We start from the raw sequence: 21,328 nt of genomic DNA, 5'->3' as shown, positions 1-21,328 counted from the left end.
TTCTAATGAAAAATATCGGTTTTATAGGTCTGGGGAATATGGGTCTTCCAATGTCCAAAAACTTAGTTTTGTCAAACTTTACTGTATATGGTACGGATTTAAATAAAAAAGCCGAAATGTCATTTCATCAAGCTGGAGGTATAATTGGAGTTTCAATCCAAAAAATGGTTGAACTTTGTGATGTAATTCTTACAAGTCTACCTTCATCAAATGCAGTAGAAGAAGTTTTTCTAGGAGAAAAAGGACTTATTAACCTGGCTAAGTCTGGCATTGTATTAATTGATACTAGTACGGTTGCACCTGAACTAAATTTCCAAATTGAAGCGGCAGCAAGAAAAAAAGGCATTGAATTTTTAGCAGCACCTGTAAGTGGTGGCGTAATTGGAGCGATCAATAGGACTCTTACATTTATGGTAGGGGGTTCAAAGTCTACCTTCGATAAGGTGCTACCTGTTTTGAGCACGATGGGAGGGAATATTTTTCATGTGAACGAAAGGGTTGATAGCGGTACGAACACGAAATTGATAAATAACCTCTTAATTGGATTTTATACTGCTGGTGTGAGTGAAGCCCTACATCTTGCAAAGAATAGTAATTTAGATCTGGATAAATTGTTTGAAATGCTGAATGTAAGTTATGGTCAAAGCCGAATTTATGAACGCAATTATAAAAGTTTCATAGCCGATGAAAACTACGAACCAGGTTTTTCATTGAAGCTATTGAGAAAAGATCTGGGCTTTGCATTGGATTTAGCTGAAAAGAACAATGTCGAACTACCGATGAGCAAAATTCTCTTTAATCTATATGTAGAAGCTGATGAGAGTGGATTAGGTGAAAAAGATATGGCGGTTTTATACAAAAAAATTAGTGAACAGAAGTCTACTATTTTATAAGAGAGAGGGGATCAATTAAATGATTACGACTAATATAAAAAAACTAAGAAATAACATTAATGGGGAATGGGTTGATTCAACAGGTGTTGAAGTAGAGGAAGTAATAAATCCTGCAAACGGAAATTTAATTGCCTATGTACCTCTTTCAACAAAAGCAGATGTAGATTCTGCTGTTTTGGCAGCTCAAAATGCCTATCAGAGTTGGTCATTAGTACCTGTACCAAATCGAACAAGACTTTTATACAAATACTTACAGTTACTTCAAGAGAATAAAGAACAATTGGCTGATATTATTACGACAGAAAATGGAAAAACGTTAAAGGACGCTCAGGGCGAAGTTCAACGAGGAATTGAGGTAGTTGAACTAGCTACTGCGACACCTACTTTAATGATGGGAGAAGCATTACCGGGAATAGCAGATGGAATCGATGGTACAATTTGGCGCTATCCATTAGGTGTCGTTGCAGGAATTACACCATTCAATTTTCCGATGATGGTACCTTTATGGATGTTTCCTCTTGCAATCGCATGCGGAAACACATTTGTCTTAAAAGCTTCAGAACGTACACCTATTCTTGCAGAGAAGCTAGTAGCGTTATTCTATGAATCTGGTTTTCCTAAAGGTGTTTTAAATCTTGTACATGGTTCAAAGAATGTTGTTAATGGATTACTAGAGAATAATGACATTAAAGCGATTTCGTTCGTAGGGTCAGAACCAGTGGCAAAGTATGTGTATGAAAAGGGAACTGCAAATGGAAAACGTGTCCAAGCACTTGCTGGTGCAAAAAACCACGCCGTTGTCTTAGCAGATTGTAATCTTGAAAAATCGATTCAAGGGATCATTGGAGCAGCATTTGGAAGTAGCGGTGAACGATGTATGGCATGTTCTGTTGTAGCAGTGGTAGATGAAATTGCTGATGAATTCATGGAATTGCTTATTTATGAAACACGCAAGCTAAAAACTGGAGAAGGCAGATCAGAAGAAAACTTCGTCGGCCCATTGATTCGGGAAGTTCATAAAAAGCGTGTTCTTGATTATATTGATAGTGGTGTAAAACAAGGGGCTGTTCTATCTGTCGATGGAAGGGAACCAGGAATTAAAGAGGGGTATTATGTAGGAGCGACCATTTTTGACCAAGTAACACCTGACATGAAAATATGGCAAGATGAGATATTTGCTCCAGTATTAAGTGTTGTACGAGTTAAAGATTTAGAAGAAGGAATCGCTCTTGCTAACCAGTCCAAATTTGCTAATGGAGCTGTAATTTATACAGCAAGTGGTAAAAGTGTACAACAATTCCGTGACAAAATAGATGCTGGAATGATTGGTGTAAATGTAAACGTACCAGCTCCAATGGCATTTTTCTCCTTTGCAGGGAATAAAGCATCATTTTTTGGTGATCTTGGAACGAATGGAAAAGACGGTGTTCAATTCTATACACGTAAGAAAGTAGTAACAGAACGCTGGTATTAATACTTAATTTGGATCCCACTATAGGTAAAATACTTACCCATAGTGGGGGATTTATGTAAAACTGAAAAATCCAAAAGGAGGGATAATGTGAATAACTACAAGTATGTATCGTTAGAAAAAGAGAATTATATCACGACTGTTACGATAAATAATCCACCTGCAAATGTCCTATCTATTAACTGTATTGCCGAGTTACGCTCAATTTTTCATGAACTTTCAAATGATGATGAAACGAGAGTTATTATCATTACAGGTGAAGGGCGTTTCTTTATAGCAGGGGCAGATATAAAAGAATTTGTTTCTAGATTAGGTGATCAGGAACAAGGGTTGGCACTTGCTGAAGGTGGACAGGCACTCTGCGATGAAATTGAGTCAATGAATAAACCGGTTATTGCTGCTATAAATGGCCCAGCACTTGGGGGTGGGCTAGAACTTGTGATGAGCTGTCATTTAAGAATTATATCAGAGCGGGCTAGCGTAGGTCTTCCGGAATTAAAGTTAGGTTTGATTCCTACTTTCGGTGGTACACAGAGACTACGTAAAATAACCAATACAGCGACAGCGATGGAGCTGATTCTATCAAGTAGAACACTTCTAGCTAATGAAGCAGTCGAACTTAAAATTGCACAATTAGCCGTGAAAGAAGATGAACTTTTAAAGACAGCAAAGGCTATTGCAACGTCATTGGTTAAAGGAAAAAGTATGACCAGTGTAATGAGGGCTGTAGAATGTATTATACAAGGAAACAACGAGAGTATGGAACAAGGGCTAGAAAGAGAACGAAAAAGATTTGCCGAACTCTTCTTGACTGCTGACGCTAAAGAAGGAGTTCATGCTTTCGTTGAGAAACGTACACCGGACTTTAAACATTCATAAATAAAGGAGTAGATACCAATGTTCGATGAGGTTTTGTTTTCCGTTAATCAAAATGGTACTGCAACAATTATTTTGAACCGTCCAAAAGCCCTTAATTCACTTTCACACAGGATGGTTAAAGCGATAGGAGAAAAATTAATAGATTGGGAGACAAATCATAATGTGTCTGTCGTCATCATTAAAGGATCCGGAGAAAAAGGACTTTGCGCTGGGGGCGACATTAAGGCACTCTATGAAGCTAGTTCATCCGAAACTGCAATGAAAGAAGCAATGAGTTTTTTTGAAGATGAGTATGAGGTTGATCAAGCTATCTATCAATTTCCAAAGCCAATTATTGCATGTTTAGATGGTATTGTAATGGGTGGGGGAGTAGGTCTAACATATGGTGCTAGTCATCGAATTGTTACTGAAAAGACAAAATGGTCCATGCCTGAAATGAATATAGGTTTCTTTCCAGATGTAGGCGCGGCCTATTTCCTAAACAAAGCTCCAGGTCACTTAGGACGTTATCTGGCATTAACGGCTTCGGTGATACAGGCCACAGATGTATTATATGCAAATGGTGCAGATATCTACATGGAAAGTGAGGCTTTAGTAAGATTTATTGAAAAAGTCGAATTGACAAACTGGAACGAAGTAAAAGTTGAGCCAAAGCTTGATCAACTTGTAGATGAGTTTCGAACTAACCCCTTGGAAGAAAGCAAATTCGTATACTATCAAAAAGAAATTGACCAAAATTTTAGGTTTGAGACTGTTGAGGAGATCGTTCAATCACTTAGTAAGTATGGAAGTGAATTCAGTGATAATGCAAAAGGACTACTCCTATCTAAGTCTCCATTTTCGTTGAAAATAACATTGAAACAACTGATTGGCGGTAAATTTAAAACAATAAAAGAATGCTTTGCTACGGATTTGATGCTTGCAAAAAACTTTTTAAAACATAGAGATTTCTATGAAGGAGTAAGGTCAGTAGTGATTGATCGTGATTACTCACCAAACTATGAGTACCAACACATTTCAGATGTAACGGATGAGGTTATTGATAGTTTTTTTAAAGTTAACTCTGTTCAATAAGACTAGCTAAATTAGCTAGTTTTTTTGTATTTAATAATTTACCGAGAGTATGTCCTTCAAATAAAGTTTCAAATGAATCGGAAATTGTTGTTTTTTGGATCAGTGTAATTTTCGCTTTTTAACTTTTTTTCCAATTCATTAAATTTAGCTAATAAATTCAGTTGCAATTGAGTTTTACTTAAACCCGCTTGGGATATGTAATATTTTTCGCAGCAGTTGATATCGAACCTGTTTTTGCAATTTCGCATGCGTTAGTTGGAGAGCATGAGTTGCTATGGCAGCTGATTTTTTATTGAAATAAGCTTTGTTAATTTTATTTTGGAATTGCGAATTATGGATGTTTGTCAAACTGTAAGTACATACTAACTGTATTGTTAAATGTTAACAAATTAAGTTAGGAGTTACCAATTCATGGAAAGATTAGAGTCTTCCTTTACAAAGAATATACATAAAAATATTAAAATAGTTAAAGAACATTTATATAATTCTCCAGAATTATCGATACGAATTATAAAATTGAATACAAATCCTAAATATTATGGTGCCCTTTTATATATTGACGGAATTGTGAATACAGAGTTGATAAGAGAAAGTATTATTGAACCATTACTTAATATTAGGGAAATAGATGAAGAGACAATTATGAGCACTATAGCTTTACAACATATTCGTTCAGAGTCAATTGAGGAAGTTACTTCTATTTCATCTACAGTTGATGGAATTATTAGAGGAAAGACATTGGTCTTAGTAGACAGTAGCGAAAGTGGCATTCTTGTAGATACTGCTGAATGGCAACAACGTCCTATTGAGCAGAGTAACAGACAGCGTAATATAGAAGGACCGTTAATCGCATTTTCGGAACAACTTAAAGGTAACTTAAATTTACTACATAATATGATCCCATCTCCTACGCTTATGGTAGAGAAAAGAAGCATTGGAAGAATAACAAAAACCGACGTTGCAATTGTATTTCTTACTGAAAGAGTTGATCAAAATGCGTTGAAGGAAGTCCGAAATCGAATTGATTCATTACAGGTTGATTATGTACTTGAGTCAAGAGTAATCGAACAAGCAGTTTCAGGAAAACAACATACTTTATTTCCATTGAGTTTTAATACTGAACTACCTGATTCTATTGCCGCTGCTTTGTATGAGGGAAGGATTGCAATTTTAGTAAATGGAACACCGACAGCAACCATCGTTCCGAATCTATTTATTCAATATTTTCAACATCCAAGTGATTATTACTCAAAACTTATTAATGTAACTCGTTTACTCACATTTTTCTGTTTTTTTGTATCAATTCTTTTGCCGGGAATATATGTTGCAATCGCAAAATTTCATGAAAATTGGTTTTCAAAAAAAGTGATGAAACACTTCTTTTCTAATTCAGATACCTTTCTACCTTTTTGGCTTGAAATTTTCCTTCTACTGATATTATTACAAATATTAGCAGTAGGTTCCTATAGAGTGTCAAAAGAATTATTAATCCTTGTTTCTTTAATCGCAACAGTTACAATTGGCACAACAGCCGTTGATGCAAAACTAATACATCCACTGAGTCTAATTATAATAGGAACAACATATCTTGCAAATACATTGATCACATACACAGCAATGACCTTTACTATTAATGCTTTGAGATATATCTTTTTGTTTCTAGGGAGTTTATTTGGTATTTTGGGGATAGGTATTGGAATGTTGATTTTATTCATACATCTGGCTCGTCTGCGTTCAGTTGGAGTACCATATTTAGCACCTATTATTCCATTTAACTTAAATGAATTCAAAGATGTGTTTTTTAGAGGGGATTTACAAAAATTGATTAATAGCACTCATAAATATCCACATGATGAATCAGATAAAACATCACGATAAAAATCACATGTATTACAGTTAATGCCGCATCCAAGTTCAATGAATTTTCTTTTTATTTACGCTTTCTTCTTTCTTCAACTAGCGCATGAGTTAGCTGTCTACTTAATTATCACAAAACGGTCGCCTGATTTACTGGACATATTTGAAATGACCTATTCATAATTACTATCTAATACTCGTACTCTATATTTGACAGGGTGTGGTTCGCTGGTTCTATAACAGTTCGGATCATAAAGAAGAAAAAGCTCTTTTCTTAAACGGTTGAGCTTTTTCTTTGTCTTCATTTATTCCTCATGCACAAATTAGCACAGAAACTCCACGCTAATATTCGTCGGGCAGTATAATGATGTTTATTAACTTATATAGTATTCTAGTTCAGATTTAATAAACTTAATTAAGTGTTTCTCTATTTTTGAAGGAGTTCTATTCATTCCATGAATAATTCCAAGTGTAACATTTATAGGTTCATAGTTGATAAGGTCAATTTCAACAATCTTGTTTTCAATAACATAAGGGTTACTTTTAGTAGCAAAATCTGGTGCAAAACCAATTGCAAATCCTTCTGAGATTAATCGTGATAATTCCTCCGTTTGATTTGATGAAAAAAGAATATTCATTTTTCCAAATTTAAGTTGGAAATTATTAACAAACCAATTGATATAATCGCCATTGTATAATACCACCGTCTGCTGAAGTATTTCCTCGGGTGTTATTTTTTTCTTTTTAGCAAAAGGAGAATCACTACTTACATAAACCTTTAGTTTCCCCTCAAGAATCCTTTCGAAATTTAAAAGCTCTATGTTTTTCAAAATATTCTCATATATGCATATAAGTCCGATTTCAGCTTTATTTTGTTGAACCACTTCAACTGTACGCTCAGTTATATTTTCTAAAATTTCAATGTTTAAATTTGAATATAAATTTTTAAATTCAATTAATGGTTTTAATAAATAAGTAAAGAAAGCAGGGATAGTAGAAACTCTTAGATTTCCAGAATGTACTTCTAGAATAATTCTTGCCTCTTCAATCATTTCTTCATATTTTAACAATACCTCATTTGCTTTATTTACAATTTTGGTTCCTTCATGTGATAGAACAACCCCATAGCGAGAGCGATTGAAAATTTTTATTCCCAATTCATCTTCTATTTTTTTTATATCCTGACTAATACCAGATTGGGTTATATGAAGATTTTGACCAGCAATAGAAAAAGACCCAGTTTTAGCGACTTCAGAAAGAATTTTAAGTTTTTGAATGTGCATATGGTGACCACCCTTTTAAAAAGATTACTATATTAGAAAAAAGTTTGGATAATAGAAACCTCTAATTTTAGATATTAAAAAATATGATCAAGGTATTACAAATCGTAATTTTACTTAGTGAAAATGAAGTTATACAATTATTTCAGATAATTCTTAATTTTTAAATTAAGGCAAGTCCTTAATGTTATTTTCTAAAAATTTGTTGTGATTTGCAAGCGTTTTCTTTAAAAGGAGGTCAGATGTTACTAGAGTTCCTACTTAACTAATTAAATAACTATTTTAGGAGGTTTTTAAATGCAAACGACTCAAAAATTATTGGAATTTCCTCTTTATATTGATGGTCAATGGACATCTGCAAAAAGTGGTGAAACGTTTAGTGTGAAAAATCCAGCAACAGGGGAAGTTGTCGCTCAAGTAGCTAAAGCTGGAAGAGAAGATACCGAAGCAGCTATTACTTCTGCTCGTAATGCCTTTGATTCAGGAGTTTGGTCAAAGAAATCACCTAGAGAAAGAGCTCAAATCTTAATTAATTTTGGGAATAAAATTGTTGAACATTCTCATGAACTTGCATTCTTGGAATCTGTTAGTTCGGGAGCTACGGTAAGACGAATCTCAAATTTGGATATTCTATATTTAGTAGATCTACTTCAGCAAACAGCGAAATTTACAGTTGAGTATCCATTTGTTGAATCTTTGCCAGTACTACCTTTTCCAGGACCTAGTAACAATCAAGTATGGAGAGAAGGCGTTGGTGTTGTAGCTGCAATTACACCATGGAATCTACCGATGCTGTTAGCAATGTGGAAAATTGCACCTGCGCTTGCGATGGGGAATTCAATTATTGTTAAACCAGCGTCAAATACTCCTCTTTCCACTTTGAAACTAGCAGAATTAGCAACTGAAGCTGGAATCCCGCCAGGAGTTTTCAATGTTGTTTCAGGACCTGGAGCTACTGTTGGCGAAGTGCTAGCAACTCATCCACAAGTAGATAAAGTAGCATTTACGGGATCTACTGAAGTTGGAAGACGGATTATGGAGTTAGCATCTGGAACAGTTAAAAGAGTCACTCTAGAATTAGGAGGAAAATCACCATCGATCGTATTACCTGATGCTGATTTAGATATTGTTATTCCAGGTAGTTTATTCGGTTTCTGTCTTCACTCTGGACAACTATGTGAATCAGGTACGCGCCTTTTAGTACATGATTCGATCTATGATGAAGTAGTTGACCGTTTAGTGAATTTGGCTTCTTCAATTACGATTGGAAACCAGCTTGATATGACGACAGGAATGGGGCCAATGGCTTCAGAACAACAATTAGAAACTGTTTTATCTTATATTGATGCAGGAATCCAAGAAGGAGCTCGTTTAGTTTGTGGTGGCAAACGTTTAACGGGTAAGAGATATGATAATGGATATTTTGTTGAACCAACGATTTTCGCGGATGTACATAATAAAATGAAAATCGCTCAAGAAGAGATCTTTGGTCCTGTTCTTTGTGTCATTCGATATTCGACGATTGAAGAAGCGATTGACATTGCGAATGATACGATTTATGGCTTAGCTGCAGGTATTTGGTCTAAAGATGTAAATAAAGCACTTCAAATATCAAAAGAATTAAAGGCGGGAACAGTCTGGATCAATGACTGGCATATGTTAAGAAGCGACGCACCATTTGGAGGATATAAACAAAGTGGATTTGGTCGTGAGCTTGGTCGATATGCATTAGACGAGTACACGCAAGTAAAACATGTTCATTGCTCACTTACTCCTGAATTAAGTCAAAAACCATGGTATGGCATCTTATTATAAAAAATTTTTTTTAAAAAATAGATATCGTTTTATTTTAAAACGATTTAAAAAACTTTAATAGAAAAGAGAAGGTGATCTAATGATAACATCATTTTTTCAGTTTTCAGTTCGAACAGTTGTAAACAGTGGAGCTGGCGCACGCTCTTTGTTACCTGAAATGATTAAAGGCCTTGGTGGTAAAAGAGCTGTTCTTTATGTTGATAAAGGAATAACACAAGCAGGAATTACAGATAAAATTAAGGAGTTATTTGAGACAATACCTAGCGATGTACAGTTAGTAGGTGTTTTTGAGGATATAGAACAGGATGCTAAAGGTGAAATCATTAACCGCGGTGCTAAGTTCTATAAAGAATGTAATGGAGATGCATTAATTGCTGTTGGTGGTGGAAGTGTTTTAGATACAGTAAAAGCAATTAAATGGATGCTACATAATAAAGTTCATGACATTCGTGAAGAACTTCTTGTAGGAAATGTAATGGAATTTTGGCCAAAAGCTCAGTATATCCCGATTCCACACGTTGCAATTGCAACAACTGCTGGTACTGGAGCGGAGGTTTCACCAATCGCTGTAGTATTCAATGAAAAGGTCGGAATTAAAACGAATATCCTAAACACATTTATAAGCCCTGATATGGCGATATTAGATCCAGAACTTACAGTTGGTTTACCACCAAAAATTACTGCATTTACAGGATTTGATGCATTAACTCATGCAATTGAAGCTTATTTTTCACCTCAAGCGAATCCAATGACAGACGCATACGCACTTCAATCAATTCGAATGATTGTAGAAAATTTGTCTACAGCTGTTCATGATGGGGAAAATCTTGCATCGCGATCTAATATGTTAATGGCTAGTGCAATGGCAATTTCTGCTTTCAGTCTTTCTGTTAATGCGATTCCAGTTCACAATTTAGCACATGTATTTGGAGCAAAATTCGGAATTCCACATGGACTAGCAAATGCTGTGCTATTGCCAAATGTAATGGAATCACTTGCACCATATTATTTAAAACGAATTCATGGATTTGCGGAAGCGTTAGGTCTAAAGAATTTACCGGAAAGCCCAGAAGCATGTCTGGCGGAAGTTGTGTTATTCATTCGTAATCTCCGCGAAAAAGTTGGCCTGGCAAGTACGTTTGCTGACTTTGAGGTGAATGTGGAAAATATGGCGTATATTGTAGCACTAGTTCATAGTGATCCTTGTGGAATTTTCTTCAAAATACCACCTGAAATAATTGCGAAAATTTCAAATGAAGTTGTAGGCTCTGGTTTAGTGATTTCGTGATTTTAATCAAAGTTAACGGGCACCGTCAAAATTGATGATGGTGCCTCAACTATATTCATATTGATGGTACTACTTGAGTAATCAATTGCTCTTTTTGTTTCTCGACACTACATCCTACTATTTCAGGAGGCTTAGTAATGAGTTTGAATTTATATGAAAGTTTAAAAAAAAGTGCAGAGAAATTCCCAAATCATAATGCAATTACATTTAAAAATAAAAATATTAAGTATAGTGTATTACTTTCTCAAGTTGAATGCGTAGCATCTAAATTAATACATGATGGAGTAAAAAAAGGTGATAGAGTAGCCTTGATATTAGGGAATTGTCCGGAATTTGTCACTGCTTATTATGGGATTCTACGTGCAGGTGGCGTAGTTATTCCTATAAATCCAATCTTTACCAAAGACGAAATCCTATTTATATTATCGAACAGCGAAGCAAAGGCTGTCATTGCGGATTCTACTATGGATTCAATCATTGATACTCTTAAAGTAGAGATAAAACAGATTGAAATAATGTACTATGTGGAATCGAACAAAGCTGAGCTTAGTTGGTGGAAGTTGCTTGATACGAAGTCAAATGGTAATGAATATCCGCTAATTACAGAAGATGATCTTGCTGTCATTTTATATACGTCTGGGACAACCGGTAAACCAAAAGGCGCAATGTTGTCTCATCGCAATTTAGTTTCAAATGCCCGATCAATTGTTGAATTGGTGGAGTTTAACAAAAATGATCGTATTTTAGCTGTTCTTCCAATGTTCCATGTATTCTGTTTGTCAATCTGTATAAATGCACCAATCATTTGTGGGGCAAATATAGTAATTGTTCCAAGATTCAGTCCTAGTGAAGTCATGAATACAATCTTTAATGAGCAAGTGACATTATTTGCTGGTGTTCCAACGATGTATAACTTTTTATTGCAATTAAAAGAATATTCAGCTGAGTATTTCACATCGATCCGTGCATGTTTTTCAGGTGGAGCATCATTGCCTATTGAATTACTACAGAGGTTTGAAGAAAAATATAAGACGATTGTTATCGAAGGGTTTGGTCTTTCAGAAACAGCTCCTGTAACGGCATTTAATCCGTTAAAAGGGGAAAGGAAATTTGGTTCTGTTGGAGTAAATATTCCTGGAGTATTAAATAAGGTTGTTGATAAAAATGGATTTGAAGTTCCAAGAGGAGAAATAGGTGAACTAATTGTAAAAGGTCCGAATGTAATGATTGGGTATCTTGGTATGCCTGAAGAAACAGCTAAGGTCATTAAAAATGATTGGTTTTATACTGGTGACTTAGCAAAGATGGATAACGATGGTTATATCTATATTGTTGATCGAATAAAGGACATGATTATTGTTGGTGGTTATAATGTTTATCCAAGAGAAGTAGAGGAAGTAATTTATCAACATCCAGCGATTGTTGAAGTAGCAGTAATTGGAATTCCTGATAAGGATTACGGACAAATCGTAAAAGCTTTCGTTGTGTCTGAAGAAGAATCCATAACGATGGATGACATTTTGCATTTTTGCAAAGACAAACTAGCAAAGTACAAACTACCAAAACAAATCGAATTTATGAATAAATTACCAAAAAATAGTACAGGGAAAATAGTAAAGAGAGCTTTAAATGTAGAACAAATGGAAGTTTAATAGTTTAAAAGAAAAATTCTTGATAAGCCTTTTTATATTTAACAATTCATGGAGGTTCTTATGACAAATAAAGTACTAACACAATCAAAATCTGCAACTTCTATTACAAAAGATGCTAATTTAGCAGTTTATAATACTCTAAATTTTGATGATCGACAGGACTTCATTGATGCAAATAGAGGATTTATTGCACCACTAGACACAAAGATTATTAAAAATGATTCTGGTGAAGTTGTTTGGGACATAGAACAGCTGGACTATCTAAATGGCACTGCACCTGAGACTGTTAATCCGAGTTTATGGAGGAACGCGCAATTACAGGCTATATCTGGTTTGTTTGAAGTTGTAGAAGGAGTATATCAAGTCCGTGGACAATCGATGGTTACTAACTTTTTTATTGAAGGAAAAAATGGCGTGATTGTCGTTGATGCGTTAGGAAGTAATGAATCTGCTGAAGCTGCAATGGAATTGTATTATAAACATAGACCACAAAAGCCAGTAACAGCCATAATAATAAGCCAAAGTCATGCTGATCATTTTGGTGGTATTCAAGCAGTCCTAAAATATGCAGAAAGTCCAAATATCCCAATCGTTGTTCCTCAATATTTTACAAATGAAGCGTTAAGTGAAAATGTACTTTTAGGTACGATCATGACGCGTAGGGCAGAGTATCAGTTTGGTAAAAATTTATCAGATGGCGCACAAGGCTCTGTATCTGTAGGTATTGGGCCCACAATGACATCAGGTAAGACAAGTTTTGTGTTACCAAATGTTGAAATAGAAAACGAAATCCAATTAATGGAAATCGATGGTGTAACATTTAAATTTTTATTAACGCCAAACACTGAAGCACCAGCTGAAATGCATTTTTATATTAGAGATTACAAAGTATTATTCGTATCTGAGAACGCAAATAAATTGATGCATCAAATTTATACAGTACGAGGTGCAAAAACCCGAGATGCTTTACTTTGGGCGAATGCTCTCGATAAAACAATCGATCTATTTGAAACAGAAGATATCGATGCATTACTGATGATTCATGCTTGGCCAGTTTGGGAGAAAAATAATGTAATAGAACATTTAAAACTTCAACGTGATTTATATAAATATATGCACGATCAGACAGTGCGTTTAGCAAATCTCGGTTATACAATGGATGAAATAGCCGAGACGATTAAACTTCCAAAAGAATTAGATACATATTGGGGTAATCGTGGATATTATGGTACGTTAAAGCATAATTCAAAAGGTGTCTACAATTATTATTTAGGCTTTTATAGTGCTAATCCTTCCGATTTAGATCCATTGCCGCAAGTGGAAGCAGGTCGAAAATATGTAGAATATATGGGCGGAGCAGCAAATGTTTTGGGACAAGCTAAAGTTGACTTTGAAAATGGTGAATATCGCTGGGTAGCTCAAGTGTTAAAACACGTCGTAATGGCTGAACCAGAAAATTCAGAAGCTAAAAATCTATTAGCTGATACATTTGAACAATTAGGATATCAAGCAGAGTCAGCTAATTGGCGCAATATTTATCTTGTTGGCGCTTTTGAACTAAGAAATGGAATTTATAAAGATAATTCTCCATTAGATGTATCTGAAGTTATAAAAAATATGCCAGTAAATGAATTCTTAAAACTAGTAGCTGTTAAATTAAATGGTCCAAAAGCAGAAGGTAAAAAAATAACAATCAATATAACATTATCAAACACTAACAAAGAATATACGATTTGTTTAGAGAACTCTGTTTTGTTTTTTAAAGAAAATAAATTAGCTGTTAAAGCAGATGTTTCTTTAGTAATTGATCAAATGACATTTTACGGAATTGTTCTAGGTTTACTCTCAATAGAACAAGGAGTAGCTGTAGGTAAAATAAATATTTCAGGTAACCATACAAAAATGAATGAATTTTTATCACTTTTAGATGAATTCGATCGTTATATGAATATCGTCATTCCCTAAATAATAGTGAAAAATGAAAAATAAGCACCTGCTTAATTATGCTTAGCATAAAAAAGACTAGCAGGTGCTCTTTTCAAAAAGTCTGAATGTAATCCTTTTAATTGAAAAAAGCTTTGAATTTTACGAGAGGCAGGAACTTGGATGAAAAGTTGGGCGAAATGGTTTATTTTATCTGCACTTTTTCTAATGGCTATTATTAATTTTGCTGACAAATCAATCTTGGGTTTAGCTAATATACATATTACCGATGACTTGAACTTAACTACTACAGAGTTTGGTATCTTAGGTAGTAGTTTTTATTGGTTATTTTCAATATTTGGAATAGTAGGTGGCTCTTTTTCAGATCGCATAGGTACTGGAAAATCAATAGCTATTATGGCGATTGTATGGACAATCGCACAATCCATGGCTTTGTTTGCATCAAGCCTACCGGTTCTAATCTTAAGTAGAGTTTTATTAGGTGTGGGAGAAGGCGCATTTATGGCAACTGCCATTAGTCATCTTAGTAAATGGTTTAAACCTGAATCGCGTGGATTCGCAATATCGATCATTAGTTTTGGAAATGTTGTTGGGATAGCTGTATCAGCTCCTATTTTAGTTACTTTAATTTCAAATTATGGTTGGAGACAAGCATTTTTTATTTCTGGTATTTGTAGCTTTCTATGGTTTGTTTGTTGGTTATGGTTAGGAAGTATGAAACCATCAGTTTCTATTCAAGAAGAATTAAGTACGAATGATAACAATACAAAGAATAACAGGAAAGAGATATGGAAAGCTTTAAGCTCTCCTAAATTTATACTTACGACGTTAATTGCATTTATTGCCTATTCGTTCATTGTCTTTGGGCTTACTTTCAATCCATCTTACCTAATAAAAGTAAAAGGGTTATCTGAACAACAGTCTGCTTTAGTTATTGCTGTCTCTGGATTAATTGGGGCCATTTCAGCGATCGGACTATCAATATTCTCAGATCGTTTATATAAAAAGGCACAAAATATATGGAAATCTCGCATTTTATTTTCTATTATTAGTGTTTTAATGGCAGGAATATTGTATTCTTTATACCCACTTATGAATGGGGTAGTTTCAATAATTATCCTACTATCATTAGTAAATACAATGGTTGCTACAGTAAACACACTTTGCCCGGCTATTGTGGTTAGTATACTCCCACACCGCAGAGGGGTTATAGCAGGAACATATTTTGGAATAATGACTTCATCGGGTATAATTACCCCAATTATTTTTGGGAAGCTTATACAAAATATGGGAGCAAATACAGCAGGCGGTTATAGCATTGCAGTTTTTGGAATCTCAATTGCTATGGTAATTGCAGCATTTTTAGCATTCCTTTTTGGAAACCGAAAACAACAAGATTCAACTGAAAACGGAAACAAGCTGGTAAACCTTTAAGGATTAGGAAATAACTAAATCAGAGGTACGAATATGAATAATGCGCTAGAAAAAGATTTTGAAACAATTGATTCTAAATATATACAACAGCATTTAGCAAATGAAAGAACATATCTTGCATGGGTAAGAACAAGCATAACGATAATGGGAGTCGGCTTTTTAATCACTAATCTTCATTTTTCAACGATGGCTTCTAATGGAAAAATGGGAGATATTTTATCAAAGATTATTGGGTTATCTTCGATTATTGTTGGAATATTTGCCTTGATCATTTCAACAATAAGTTATTTTATAAAAGGAAATGATATTAATAAACAAACTTTTAGATTTTCTAGAATTTTGGTTGTTTATCTATCAATCGCCTTAATTCTCATTTTTCTTATATTTGGTGCTTATTATTTAGATGTTTGGGGATCGTTTTACTAGTAGAAGGTCTGTTAAAACGGGCCTTCTTTTAGTCGAAAAAAAAATTCACTTTTTTTGTTAACGACTTGATACTTTCACTACTTAGTGTTACTATGTATTGGTACTAAGTAATACTGAATATATGTGATACTTAATAGTTGAAAATGTTTATAAAATTTTTTTATAAAACGGTTCACATTTTCGCTACTTAGTAATACAATATACTATTACTAAGTAACACTGAATATCAGTCATGCTAAATAGCTGGAAAGAGTTCATGTAAAAGTTATCATAAGAAAAACTTGATCCATAGGCTATTTAGATATTTTTTTACCAAGTACTAAGTGATACTGAATATCTGTATTACTAAATAGCTGAGAGGTGGTATCCATATCAATATTTTTTGCTCCGCTATTTATCGTTACAGCTTACCTCTAATAATTGACCAAAATTATTTTAACCAATGTTAAAGGAGGTGTATACCATGGAAAATTTAACAGAAATGCTCAAAGGTTCATTAGAAGGTTGTGTACTTGAAATCATTAGTCGAGGTGATACTTATGGCTATGAGATTACTCGTCTCCTTAATGATTTAGGTTTTACAGAGGTTGTCGAAGGTACAGTCTACACGATTCTGATCAGGCTGGAAAAGAAAGAGTTAGTAAATATTGAGAAAAAACGTTCTGAAATGGGCCCACCTCGAAAGTTTTATTCATTAACCGAAGCTGGGCATGAGGAATTACACCAATTTTGGAAAAAATGGGATTTTGTTTCATCAAAAATAAATAGCTTAAAAGGGGAGAAGTAATATGAAGAAATTTATAGAGCTAATCATTGGCGATTTAGAAAGCAAGAAGGAATACAAAGCATTTATGAAAAAAGTAAATTCCCTACCGAAAGATTACGCTTTTGTGTTCAAAAAGATTCAAAAGTACATGTGGAATTTCGGATATGGATTTGGTGAAGAAATTATCAATTTGTATGAACTGTTTGAAGCTAGTTCAGCAGAAGGTATGCATGTGTTAGATGTTACTGGTGAAGACGTTGCGGCATTTGCTGACGAATTAATGGCTGCATCAAAACTAGGTGAAGAACCGGCGAGTATATTAGGTGGGCAAGTAGATATGAAAAAAGACATCGAGAGTAGAGTTGAACAGCAAGTAAAAATATGGACGAATAAAAAATAAAGTAGGGGGATAAAGATCATGATAAATTTTATCAAAAAGATACTTGATGACAAAAAAGAATACAAAGAAATGATGGCGCGTGTTGAAGCTTTGCCAGGAGACTACCCAGAGGTATATAAAAAGATCTGCAATTATATGTGGAGTTTCGCCTCCGGAAGTGGCATGGAGATGTTAAGAATCCAGTACGATCTAATTGATTTGTTTGAAGAAGGTGCGGCAGAGGGAAAAGACGTCTTGGAAGTGACAGGTGAAGACTTGACTGCATTTGCTAATGGACTTACTGACCAAGCGAAAAGATGGGATGATAAGTTACGCAATAATTTGAACAAAAGCGTTCTAGATCGTGTGGGTAAGAAAAAATAGCTTGATTTTTACAAAAACAGTTGCAGGCGCTACCAGCAGTGACACGCGCCTTCAACTTTATATATGGGAGGGAAAATGATTATGAGCAATACAGCAATTTCAGTGAAAGGGCTTGAAAAATCATACAAAAATGTCCCAGTATTAAAAGGCGTGGAATTTGAAGTAAAGAAAGGCAGTGTCTTCGCTTTACTCGGGTCTAATGGTGCTGGTAAAACAACTATTATTAAAATTCTAACTACTTTACTGCAGGCAGATAAAGGGGAAATAGAAGTCTGTAATGCCAACCTTCAAACGAACCCACAACAAGTACGTGAGAAAATCAGTCTAACCGGACAAAACGTTGCAGTAGATGATATTTTGACAGGGCGCGAAAATCTTGATCTAGTAGCAAAACTTCGCCACTTGCCTAATCGGAACGAAGCTGTGGAAGAAAGTCTACACCGTTTTGATTTAGTTGAAGCTGGTAATCAAGCTCTTGCTACTTATTCAGGCGGTATGAAACGACGATTGGATTTAGCAATGACAGTACTCGGGTCACCTGAACTTGTTTTTCTTGATGAGCCTTCTGTTGGACTTGACCCGGAAGCTCGGTTAGCTTTGTGGGAAGTGATTCGTGATATGGCGAAAGCAGGTATTACCGTTTTTCTCACTACCCAGTATTTAGAAGAAGCCGAACAACTAGCTGACCGCATTGCAATTTTACATGAAGGAAAGATACTCATTCAAGGTACATTGAATGAATTAAAAGCAATTCTTCCACCTAAAAAAGTGGAATACGTAGAAAAACAGCCGAACCTTGAGGAAATTTTCCTCGCTGTTACCGGAAAGAAAGGAGAATCATAATGAGTGGAAACCATTTTTTTAGTGATACTATTACAATGAGTAGTCGGGTAATGAAGCATTCACTTAGAAGTATTGATACAATTATCACAACGATTCTTATGCCGATTATGCTTATGCTTGCTTTTGTTTATATTTTCGGTAGTGCCATGACGATGGATAAAGTAGATTATGTGAATTTTATCGTTCCAGGTGTGTTGCTTATGTGTATTGGAATGGGGATTTCCTATACAGCAGTTCGAGTGAATACTGACATGACTAGAGGAATCTTTGATCGATTCCATTCCATGCCAATCGCCAAATCATCCATATTGGGAGGGCATGTCATCTCAACATTATTATTAAACTTATTATCAGTTGCTGCGGTGATTCTCATTTCTTTTATCATGGGATTCCGTCCTCATGCTAACTTTGTGGAATGGTTATTAGCTGTTGGTATGATCCTGCTTACCGTTTTTTCTTTCACTTGGATTGCAGTAGCATGTGGTTTAATGTCAAAATCGTATGAAGGTGCGAGCGTGTTCTCTTATCTACTTATGGGCTTAATGTTTGTAAGTTCTGCCTTTGTTCCAACAAATAATATGGGTAGCAAACTTCGAGCTTTTGCAGAAAATCAGCCAATGACACCAATTGCCGAAAGTGTACGTTCCCTTTTAGCTGGGCAGCCGGACTATGGTGCGATTTTAACAGCAGTGTTCTGGTTAGTGGGAATTGGGATTTTGTTTTATCTGATTTCGATGAAGGTATATAAAAAACGAATGAAATAAAATGACGAGTACAGGGTGGGGAATTCTTTCAGTCTGTACTTTTTTTGGATATACATTAGTAAGATAGAAAATAAATAAGAGAAACTTAAGTTTCTCTTACTAATTTTTTTAAGACCTTTATAATACAGTAATTATTTTTTAATTTTTTCGTCTTGTATATCAGGAGTCAATTCTTCTGATGCCTCGGTTTGATAACGTAAATTTCCAGTTGATACATTCTCTCGATGCTCTGTATTTTTAATAACATTATGATAAACATATTTATGAAAAAAGATTTCAAACAAAGCTATGCCAATTGCGGAAATTAAAGCTGGAGTTACCATACTACCACCATATGTTAACTTTGATCCCATATACCAAATAATTAAGTATGCTAGTCCTGCATCCGCTATTGTTGCTATCGTATTATTTGTTTTGGGTAAGATCAATAGATCACCAACGATATATGCGATTACTCCTAAGACTAACGATATCAGAAATACATTTCTAAATGCCATATCGTACCCAAGACCCAAAATTATATATAATAATGCAAGACAAGCAATAAATTTAATGATAAATGCTTTTATATGCTTCATAAAAATCCCTCCTGAACTTATTATGAGAAATTTATTTCACATATATTCTTTTTTATTTTATATGGTCGAGTAAAAAAATATATATACTGCCGATAAGTCAAATTCATAAAATCGTCATAATATTTTAAACATCCTTTATCGCTTTTATGGTTTGATAATTATGAGAAGACGTTTGTGATTGTATTCAATAGGAAAGTATGCTCAAAGAATAGGAAGAACAAAAAACTCTTAGAAATTGGGATAAGTCAGATAAGATTTAAACCGCACCAAGTTTCCGTTGGTCGTACACGGTATTCTTCACAAGAACAACTTAATCTATTACGCTCCACTGTCAATAAAAATTGACAAAAAAAGAGCAACTCATAATGAATTGCTCTTTTAGCGACAATACGTATTATACCATTTTTATCCAAATTAGATTTATCAAATATGCTAATGTAATAAACCATTTTAGGAGTAGTTTAGCTATCATTTTTGATTTGCACTTTTAAACAGCTACTTCTGAATAGTTGGTAAGCTACTAATTTGTTGGAAATAATATTTATTTCCGTTGATAGTAACCGTGAATCCATCTTGCTTAAAAGTGATCTCTGTTTCTTTAAAATTAGTATTTTTTATTACATAGTTTGAATTTGATTTTTTTGAGTAATTCCCTTTATCTACTCTTTGATTTTCCGGTAAATCATGGTCATAATAGTAAAATTTATTGTCATCTTCTTGATCAAATACCATCGTAATTCGAGGTAAATCCTTACTTACATATGTTCCTCTTAAGCTATGATTTTGATCATTTGAGTTACAACCACTAACTAAAATTAATAAAACAAAGATAGTCATAAAACATTTTTATTTTAATAAATTTTTTCATTATAAAACTCCTTATCTTAGATTTTTTTACAAAGGTATTAAACTAAGTTAAGCTTTAGGCATATTATTTAAAAGAAAGGTGTAATATGAAAAACATTTTAAAATTTATTTTAAGTGCTATTCTTACTTTGCTTATTTTTTCTTTAAGTTCTATAAGTTTAAATATTTATATAAAAATTACATATTTTTTTATCATAATTATTTTAATTCTATATTTAACACACCGTATTGATCAATATTATAAAAAATAAAGTCTCCTTTAGGGACTTCAGATTGTCGACAAAAGGAGCTCGGAATGCTCTTATTCCGAACCTCTTTTGTCATTTTTTTTATATTTTGAATGAGAATAGACTCCTCTATCTTCTTATTTATGCTGTTTTTGGGCCACTCCATGCGTGAAAAGAGTAGGCAAATTGCTTCACTTCTTCAATTGTTTTTTGCATAGAGCAAATGCCAAAAGTATACTGGATTAAAGTTAGCTTAATTAAAATAACTGGATCAATGCTTGGGCGTTCAACAGGAGAATACATGTCTTTCAATAAATCATAAATAAAAGATAAATCAATTGATGGTTCTATTTTACGGGACTAAGTGATTATCGAGTACAAGTTGGTCGAGCGCGATCATTTCCAATTGATCTCTTTGAATTGAATGATGTTTTGAAAGCATGTATCTCACCTCAAGAAAATTTTACTAATTCTATTTTAAAACAAAAAAGACTGTAGGCAAACTCG

General features: G+C 34.2%; 19 protein-coding genes and 1 pseudogene. 16 read left to right on the top strand and 4 right to left on the bottom strand.

Features of this window, described 5'->3' with window-relative positions:
- Positions 1-5: 5 nt before the first annotated feature.
- The 5 genes from COE53_RS19770 (at position 6) to COE53_RS19750 (ending at position 6,195) form a co-directional block, all read left to right on the top strand.
- On the top strand, positions 6-893 hold the full coding sequence (locus tag COE53_RS19770; RefSeq protein ID WP_069033559.1) for an NAD(P)-dependent oxidoreductase: 888 nt from the start codon (positions 6-8) through the stop codon (positions 891-893).
- Positions 894-912: 19 nt separating this feature from the next.
- Positions 913-2,367 carry a CoA-acylating methylmalonate-semialdehyde dehydrogenase gene (locus tag COE53_RS19765; protein WP_098948591.1) on the top strand — a complete coding sequence of 485 codons (1,455 nt, stop codon included), beginning with the start codon at positions 913-915 and terminating at the stop codon, positions 2,365-2,367.
- Positions 2,368-2,454: 87 nt separating this feature from the next.
- The gene (locus tag COE53_RS19760) at positions 2,455-3,243 is read left to right on the top strand and encodes an enoyl-CoA hydratase-related protein (protein ID WP_091021766.1); all 789 of its coding nucleotides are present in this window, start codon (positions 2,455-2,457) and stop codon (positions 3,241-3,243) included.
- Between the two features lie 18 nt (positions 3,244-3,261).
- Positions 3,262-4,317, top strand: a complete 1,056-nt coding sequence (locus COE53_RS19755; protein ID WP_091021768.1) for an enoyl-CoA hydratase/isomerase family protein — start codon at positions 3,262-3,264, stop codon at positions 4,315-4,317.
- Positions 4,318-4,728: 411 nt separating this feature from the next.
- Positions 4,729-6,195, top strand: a complete 1,467-nt coding sequence (locus COE53_RS19750; RefSeq protein ID WP_069033563.1) for a spore germination protein — start codon at positions 4,729-4,731, stop codon at positions 6,193-6,195.
- Between the two features lie 353 nt (positions 6,196-6,548).
- Here COE53_RS19750 and COE53_RS19745 read toward each other — a convergent pair whose 3' ends face one another.
- Positions 6,549-7,457: a LysR family transcriptional regulator gene (locus COE53_RS19745; RefSeq protein WP_069033564.1), complete on the bottom strand. Its 909-nt coding sequence runs from the start codon at positions 7,455-7,457 to the stop codon at positions 6,549-6,551.
- A 294-nt stretch (positions 7,458-7,751) separates the two neighbouring features.
- Here COE53_RS19745 and COE53_RS19740 point away from each other — a divergent pair, with 294 nt between their 5' ends.
- The 11 genes from COE53_RS19740 (at position 7,752) to COE53_RS19690 (ending at position 19,149) form a co-directional block, all read left to right on the top strand.
- On the top strand, positions 7,752-9,269 hold the full coding sequence (locus COE53_RS19740; RefSeq protein WP_069033565.1) for an aldehyde dehydrogenase family protein: 1,518 nt from the start codon (positions 7,752-7,754) through the stop codon (positions 9,267-9,269).
- A gap of 79 nt (positions 9,270-9,348) precedes the next feature.
- Positions 9,349-10,557 carry an iron-containing alcohol dehydrogenase gene (locus COE53_RS19735; RefSeq protein WP_091021775.1) on the top strand — a complete coding sequence of 403 codons (1,209 nt, stop codon included), beginning with the start codon at positions 9,349-9,351 and terminating at the stop codon, positions 10,555-10,557.
- Between the two features lie 137 nt (positions 10,558-10,694).
- Positions 10,695-12,209, top strand: a complete 1,515-nt coding sequence (locus tag COE53_RS19730; protein ID WP_069033567.1) for a long-chain-fatty-acid--CoA ligase — start codon at positions 10,695-10,697, stop codon at positions 12,207-12,209.
- Between the two features lie 60 nt (positions 12,210-12,269).
- Positions 12,270-14,174, top strand: a complete 1,905-nt coding sequence (locus COE53_RS19725; protein WP_180242459.1) for an alkyl/aryl-sulfatase — start codon at positions 12,270-12,272, stop codon at positions 14,172-14,174.
- 141 nt (positions 14,175-14,315) lie between these two features.
- On the top strand, positions 14,316-15,587 hold the full coding sequence (locus COE53_RS19720; RefSeq protein ID WP_098948589.1) for an MFS transporter: 1,272 nt from the start codon (positions 14,316-14,318) through the stop codon (positions 15,585-15,587).
- 33 nt (positions 15,588-15,620) lie between these two features.
- A complete protein-coding gene (locus COE53_RS19715; protein ID WP_098948588.1) occupies positions 15,621-16,013 on the top strand; it encodes a YidH family protein in 393 nt (130 codons plus the stop codon).
- A gap of 463 nt (positions 16,014-16,476) precedes the next feature.
- The gene (locus COE53_RS19710) at positions 16,477-16,800 is read left to right on the top strand and encodes a PadR family transcriptional regulator (protein WP_098948587.1); all 324 of its coding nucleotides are present in this window, start codon (positions 16,477-16,479) and stop codon (positions 16,798-16,800) included.
- Position 16,801: 1 nt separating this feature from the next.
- A complete protein-coding gene (locus tag COE53_RS19705; RefSeq protein ID WP_069033573.1) occupies positions 16,802-17,179 on the top strand; it encodes a DUF1048 domain-containing protein in 378 nt (125 codons plus the stop codon).
- Positions 17,180-17,197: 18 nt separating this feature from the next.
- Complete coding sequence (locus COE53_RS19700) at positions 17,198-17,542, top strand: DUF1048 domain-containing protein (RefSeq protein ID WP_098948586.1); 345 nt, start codon at positions 17,198-17,200, stop codon at positions 17,540-17,542.
- Positions 17,543-17,623: 81 nt separating this feature from the next.
- Entirely contained in the window at positions 17,624-18,385 is a 762-nt protein-coding gene (locus COE53_RS19695) for an ABC transporter ATP-binding protein (RefSeq protein WP_098948585.1), read from the top strand.
- On the top strand, positions 18,385-19,149 hold the full coding sequence (locus tag COE53_RS19690) for an ABC transporter permease (RefSeq protein WP_025568759.1): 765 nt from the start codon (positions 18,385-18,387) through the stop codon (positions 19,147-19,149). The genes COE53_RS19695 and COE53_RS19690 overlap by 1 nt, the downstream gene beginning before the upstream one ends.
- A 131-nt stretch (positions 19,150-19,280) precedes the next feature.
- Here the strand turns inward: COE53_RS19690 and COE53_RS19685 are convergent, their stop codons facing one another.
- The 3 genes and pseudogenes from COE53_RS19685 to COE53_RS19675 all read right to left on the bottom strand — a co-directional run.
- Positions 19,281-19,727, bottom strand: a complete 447-nt coding sequence (locus COE53_RS19685) for a YndM family protein (RefSeq protein ID WP_025568758.1) — start codon at positions 19,725-19,727, stop codon at positions 19,281-19,283.
- A 495-nt stretch (positions 19,728-20,222) separates the two neighbouring features.
- Positions 20,223-20,564 carry a hypothetical protein gene (locus COE53_RS19680; RefSeq protein ID WP_025568757.1) on the bottom strand — a complete coding sequence of 114 codons (342 nt, stop codon included), beginning with the start codon at positions 20,562-20,564 and terminating at the stop codon, positions 20,223-20,225.
- A 446-nt stretch (positions 20,565-21,010) separates the two neighbouring features.
- Positions 21,011-21,263 (bottom strand): annotated as a pseudogene (locus tag COE53_RS19675) (transposase); the annotation flags it as partial.
- Between the last annotated feature and the right edge of the window lie 65 nt (positions 21,264-21,328).

The sequence above is a fragment of the Bacillus sp. AFS029533 genome, from assembly GCF_002585125.1.
Lineage (GTDB): Bacteria > Bacillota > Bacilli > Bacillales > Bacillaceae_G > Gottfriedia > Gottfriedia luciferensis_B.
Note: the sequence above shows the minus strand (reverse complement) of the source record. Positions and strands in the feature narration are given on the sequence as shown.

What these genes read in the sequence shown, in the direction of transcription:
- COE53_RS19710 (WP_098948587.1), top strand. Translation starts at nt 16,477, where the DNA reads ATGGAAAATTTAACAGAAATGCTCAAAGGTTCATTAGAAGGTTGTGTA.
- COE53_RS19765 (WP_098948591.1), top strand. Translation starts at nt 913, where the DNA reads ATGATTACGACTAATATAAAAAAACTAAGAAATAACATTAATGGGGAA.
- COE53_RS19745 (WP_069033564.1), bottom strand. Translation starts at nt 7,457, where the DNA reads ATGCACATTCAAAAACTTAAAATTCTTTCTGAAGTCGCTAAAACTGGG.
- COE53_RS19705 (WP_069033573.1), top strand. Translation starts at nt 16,802, where the DNA reads ATGAAGAAATTTATAGAGCTAATCATTGGCGATTTAGAAAGCAAGAAG.
- COE53_RS19735 (WP_091021775.1), top strand. Translation starts at nt 9,349, where the DNA reads ATGATAACATCATTTTTTCAGTTTTCAGTTCGAACAGTTGTAAACAGT.
- COE53_RS19680 (WP_025568757.1), bottom strand. Translation starts at nt 20,564, where the DNA reads ATGACTATCTTTGTTTTATTAATTTTAGTTAGTGGTTGTAACTCAAAT.
- COE53_RS19730 (WP_069033567.1), top strand. Translation starts at nt 10,695, where the DNA reads ATGAGTTTGAATTTATATGAAAGTTTAAAAAAAAGTGCAGAGAAATTC.
- COE53_RS19720 (WP_098948589.1), top strand. Translation starts at nt 14,316, where the DNA reads ATGAAAAGTTGGGCGAAATGGTTTATTTTATCTGCACTTTTTCTAATG.
- COE53_RS19700 (WP_098948586.1), top strand. Translation starts at nt 17,198, where the DNA reads ATGATAAATTTTATCAAAAAGATACTTGATGACAAAAAAGAATACAAA.
- COE53_RS19770 (WP_069033559.1), top strand. Translation starts at nt 6, where the DNA reads ATGAAAAATATCGGTTTTATAGGTCTGGGGAATATGGGTCTTCCAATG.
- COE53_RS19690 (WP_025568759.1), top strand. Translation starts at nt 18,385, where the DNA reads ATGAGTGGAAACCATTTTTTTAGTGATACTATTACAATGAGTAGTCGG.
- COE53_RS19685 (WP_025568758.1), bottom strand. Translation starts at nt 19,727, where the DNA reads ATGAAGCATATAAAAGCATTTATCATTAAATTTATTGCTTGTCTTGCA.
- COE53_RS19755 (WP_091021768.1), top strand. Translation starts at nt 3,262, where the DNA reads ATGTTCGATGAGGTTTTGTTTTCCGTTAATCAAAATGGTACTGCAACA.
- COE53_RS19725 (WP_180242459.1), top strand. Translation starts at nt 12,270, where the DNA reads ATGACAAATAAAGTACTAACACAATCAAAATCTGCAACTTCTATTACA.
- COE53_RS19740 (WP_069033565.1), top strand. Translation starts at nt 7,752, where the DNA reads ATGCAAACGACTCAAAAATTATTGGAATTTCCTCTTTATATTGATGGT.
- COE53_RS19695 (WP_098948585.1), top strand. Translation starts at nt 17,624, where the DNA reads ATGAGCAATACAGCAATTTCAGTGAAAGGGCTTGAAAAATCATACAAA.
- COE53_RS19715 (WP_098948588.1), top strand. Translation starts at nt 15,621, where the DNA reads ATGAATAATGCGCTAGAAAAAGATTTTGAAACAATTGATTCTAAATAT.
- COE53_RS19750 (WP_069033563.1), top strand. Translation starts at nt 4,729, where the DNA reads ATGGAAAGATTAGAGTCTTCCTTTACAAAGAATATACATAAAAATATT.